The sequence below is a fragment of the Dietzia sp. B44 genome (assembly GCF_014145245.1).
GTDB classification, from domain to species: domain Bacteria; phylum Actinomycetota; class Actinomycetes; order Mycobacteriales; family Mycobacteriaceae; genus Dietzia; species Dietzia natronolimnaea.
In genome coordinates this window covers 1-3,547 of the sequence record NZ_JAALEF010000462.1, presented here as the reverse complement: position 1 = coordinate 3,547, position 3,547 = coordinate 1, and the positions used below count along the sequence as shown (strand labels likewise).

The 3,547-nt window shown below is 71.8% G+C and carries 5 protein-coding genes and 2 pseudogenes; 3 read left to right on the top strand and 4 right to left on the bottom strand.

The features are described from left to right. Positions 1–246: pseudogene (locus G6017_RS14230) on the top strand (malto-oligosyltrehalose synthase); the annotation flags it as partial. Between the two features lie 6 nt (positions 247–252). On the opposite strand, the gene G6017_RS14225 reads toward G6017_RS14230, so the two are convergent. Continuing rightward, positions 253–618: an RNA-binding S4 domain-containing protein gene (locus tag G6017_RS14225; RefSeq protein WP_179525090.1), complete on the bottom strand. Its 366-nt coding sequence runs from the start codon at positions 616–618 to the stop codon at positions 253–255. Positions 619–646: 28 nt separating this feature from the next. After that, positions 647–1,627: a helix-turn-helix transcriptional regulator gene (locus tag G6017_RS14220; protein ID WP_182617947.1), complete on the bottom strand. Its 981-nt coding sequence runs from the start codon at positions 1,625–1,627 to the stop codon at positions 647–649. 105 nt (positions 1,628–1,732) lie between these two features. Between G6017_RS14220 and G6017_RS14215 the strand changes: the two genes are divergently transcribed. Together G6017_RS14215 and G6017_RS14210 are read left to right on the top strand one after the other, a co-directional pair. Next, entirely contained in the window at positions 1,733–2,188 is a 456-nt protein-coding gene (locus G6017_RS14215) for a VOC family protein (protein ID WP_182609567.1), read from the top strand. A 124-nt stretch (positions 2,189–2,312) separates the two neighbouring features. Further along, positions 2,313–2,987, top strand: a complete 675-nt coding sequence (locus tag G6017_RS14210) for a nitroreductase family protein (protein WP_182609566.1) — start codon at positions 2,313–2,315, stop codon at positions 2,985–2,987. A 30-nt stretch (positions 2,988–3,017) separates the two neighbouring features. Here G6017_RS14210 and G6017_RS14205 read toward each other — a convergent pair whose 3' ends face one another. Both G6017_RS14205 and G6017_RS14200 read right to left on the bottom strand, forming a co-directional pair. Continuing rightward, positions 3,018–3,254 (bottom strand): hypothetical protein, encoded by a 237-nt coding sequence (locus G6017_RS14205; protein WP_179525086.1) that lies wholly within the window; start codon positions 3,252–3,254, stop codon positions 3,018–3,020. Positions 3,255–3,258: 4 nt separating this feature from the next. Continuing rightward, positions 3,259–3,547: pseudogene (locus G6017_RS14200) on the bottom strand (IMPACT family protein); the annotation flags it as partial.

Below are 3,547 nucleotides of genomic sequence, written 5' to 3'. Positions count from 1 at the left end.
CGGGGGCCCGCCGCCGCCGACGTGGTGGCGTTCACCAGGTTCGTCGACGGGCGTGCGGCGGTCGGCATGATCGCCAGGCGGCGGACCGCGGTGGTCGGGGCCGGCGAGTTCGGCGGAACCGAGGTCCTGCTCCCGGAGGGCACCTGGGTGGTACGCCCGGACGGCTCGTCGATCTCCGGCCGGGTGGACGTCGGTGACCTGCTGGCCGGGTCGCCGGTCGTGCTGATCGTCCGCTCGGACGACTGACCGGCCCTACCCGCGGCCCTGGAGGCGGTCGGTCTCGCGTCGCTCTCGCTTGGTCGGCCGCCCCGCTCCCCTCTCCCGCCGCGGCTGTGAGGCCAGCACCTCCCTGGGAGGGGGCGGTGGCGAGTGATCGATGTAGCAGGTCACGGCGACGGGGGCGCCCACCCGTTTGTTGACCGTCCGGACCACCTCGAGGACGCGGATCCGACCGAGCGTGCCCGTCACCTGGACGCGATCTCCGGGCACGACGGCCTTCGACGGTGGCACCGCCTCCCCGTTGACCTTGACGTGCCCGCCGCGGCAGGCGGCCGCCGCCTTGGTCCGCGACGGGAACAGCCGCACCGACCACGTCCACGCGTCCACCCGCACTGCCATAGGGCGAGGATAGCGAGACCGGTCGTCGCTAACCGGTCGGGACACCGTCACGGGGTGTCCGCGCGGCGGCCAGCCGGGTCTCGAGCTCCCGCGCCGCCCGGAGCAGTTCGTCGGGGCCGAGGACGCGGAACCCGGCGTCGAAACGCACGACCGCGGCGATCACGCCGGCCCAGGACCACGACCCGAGCGTCACCCGGGTGGAGTCCGCCGACAGCGCCTCGACCTCGCCGTCGTGCACCCAGCGGGCCACGTCGGTCACGGGGAGGTCGATCTCGACCTCCCCGACGCACGGCCACGCGTCGTCGTGGGCGGACCCCTTCGACCGGCTCGCGAGGAATCCCGTCGCGGTGCCGGTCGGGATCCCCCTGGCCTCGAAGGCGGGCCCGGTGGGTAGTCGTGGGGTCATGCGATCCAGCCGGAACGTGCGCCAGTCGTCCCTGTCCAGGTCCCACGCGACCAGGTACCAGCGTCCGTTCCGCGCCACCACCCCGTGCGGTTGTGTCCGCCGGGACGGTGAATCGGGGTCGCGGTAGCCGAAGCGCAGGGTCATCCTCCTCCGCACCGCCTCGCTGACGGCCTCCACGACGGCGGGGGTGACGCCGGTGGAGTCGACTCCGGTGGGGTGGGCTGAGTTGTCGAACCGGATCCCGTCGATCCGGTGCCGCAGTCGTGAGGGCATCACCTGTCGTACCGTCGCCAGCGCGCGGTGCGCGGCATCACCCATCTCGACACCCGCGGCGGCCGAGTGTCGCAGGGCGATGGCGATCGCGACCGCCTGGTCGTCGTCGAACCTCAGGGGCGGCAACTCCGTCCCCGACTCCATCCGGTACCCGCCGTCGGGCCCCTTCACCGCCTGGATCCGGTACCCCAACTCGCGGAGGCGGTCCACGTCACGACGCACGGTGCGGGTCGTCACCTCCAGGCGCTGCGCCAACTCCTCACCCCGCCAACTCCTCGGGGACTGCAGGAGGGAGAGCAACGCCAGTGTCCGCTCGGGAGCTCCGCTCATGGTCCCATTCTCCCGGAAAAGAGGACACCCCGTGTCCTCGAGCCCCGACACGATGGAGCCGAGCGGCAGATCGCCGCGGATCCGGTCCCACCCGAGGGAGTCACCATGTCAGTCACCACCACCACACATCTCAACCTGCCCGGCACCGCACGGGAGGCGCTCGCGCACTACCAGCGCGCCTTCGGCGGCGAGGTGCACATCACGACCTATGGCGAGGTCGGGATGCCCCAGGACGCCCCGGACGCCGGGAAGGTGGTCTTCGGCCGCGTCACCGCGGACTGCGGCTTCAGCGTCATGGCGTACGACATCCCCGGACGCGACGAGCCCTTCGGTGGTCTCACGACCCGCCAGAACGGCATGACGGTGACCGATCAGCCGTTCTTCGACTCCGTCAGCGTCAGCTCCCTCGGTGAGGCGGAGGGGTACTGGAGCGCACTCGCCGAGGGTGCGACGGTCATCGAGCCCCTCGCGGCGTCCGCGTGGAGCGCCGGCTTCGGGATGCTGACGGACCGGTTCGGCGTCACCTGGAGCGTGGACGTGGCCGGGAACCCGGCGGACTGATCCCACCGCGGTCACCCGGTTGCACGAAGGATCCGGCCGGGGCTCGGGACGGGCCCCGGCCGGGGGCCGCGTGCCCCCCGTGCGAGACTGACATCACAGTCCCGCACGACCTCCTGGAGGGCCCATGACCGACGCCGCCGCCACGCTCGAGCGGATCCTCGACGACCGCTACAGCTGCCGAGGGTTCACCTCCGACCCCGTTCCCGAGGAGACGATCGACCGGATCCTGCAGATGGCCCAGCGCACGGCGTCCTGGTGCAACTCGCAGGCGTGGCAGGTCGACCTGGTGACCGGGCACGCGACAACCGAGTTCGGCAAGCACCTCACGGAGTACGTGTTGGCCAACGGGATGCGCTCGGACCTGCCGGCACCCGAGCGCTACGAGGGCGTGTACGGCGAACGGCGGCGGGCCAGCGGGTACGGCCTCTACACCGCGCTGGGCATCGAGCGCTCGGACAAGGAGGCACGGCTCACGCAGATGCTGGAGAACTACCGGTTCTTCGGCGCCCCGCACGTCGCGGTGATCACCTCGGACGCGGGCCTGGGCACCTACGGCGCGGTGGACTGCGGTGGCTATGTGGCGACGTTCCTCGCGGCGGCGTCCTCGCTGGGCGTGGCCACCTGCGCCCAGGCCGCGCTCGCGCTCTACTCGGACGGGGTCCGCGAGCACCTCGGGATCGGTGAGGACCGGCTGATCGTGTGCGGGATCGCCTTCGGCTACGCCGACCCCGAGCACCCCGCCAACACCTTCCGGGCCGATCGGGCGGATCTCACCGACGTGGTCCGCCGCCACGGCTGACCGGGGACGCCCACGGTCGATCCGGATCCGTCAGTACAGTTCGCGATTCTTGGGCTTGCCCGAGATGGCCTGGCGCACCTGGTTGCCTTTGTAGATCGCCACGATCCCGGCGAGGATCGCCACCACGGTGAAGAACGAGCTGGCGAACAACGCGATCGGCAGCGCCACCACGGTCACGCCCAGCGCGATCGCCGTGGTGCGCGCATCCTTGCGCACCTGCTGCTTCTGGACCTCGATCGAGTTCGGTTGGTAGGGCTGCATGCTCATACCGTCAGGATTCCATATCTCGGCACCGCACCGCGTTCTCGGTGGTCGCCACCCCTGCGGGTTGCCACTCGACCCCACCGGAGGTCCGGGTCGCCAGGATCGGCCCCAGCACCTCGAGCTCCCCGGCGACGGTCAACACCACCCGCCGGCCGTGGTCCACGCCGAGCACCCGCGCACCCGCCCCGCGGACTGCTCCCTCGAGGCCTCCCGCCACCGAGTGGTCGACCTCGGCACGCCACGCCGGCGTCCGCGTGACCTCCACGACCCGACCCGTCCGCCACGCCCGGTCGAGG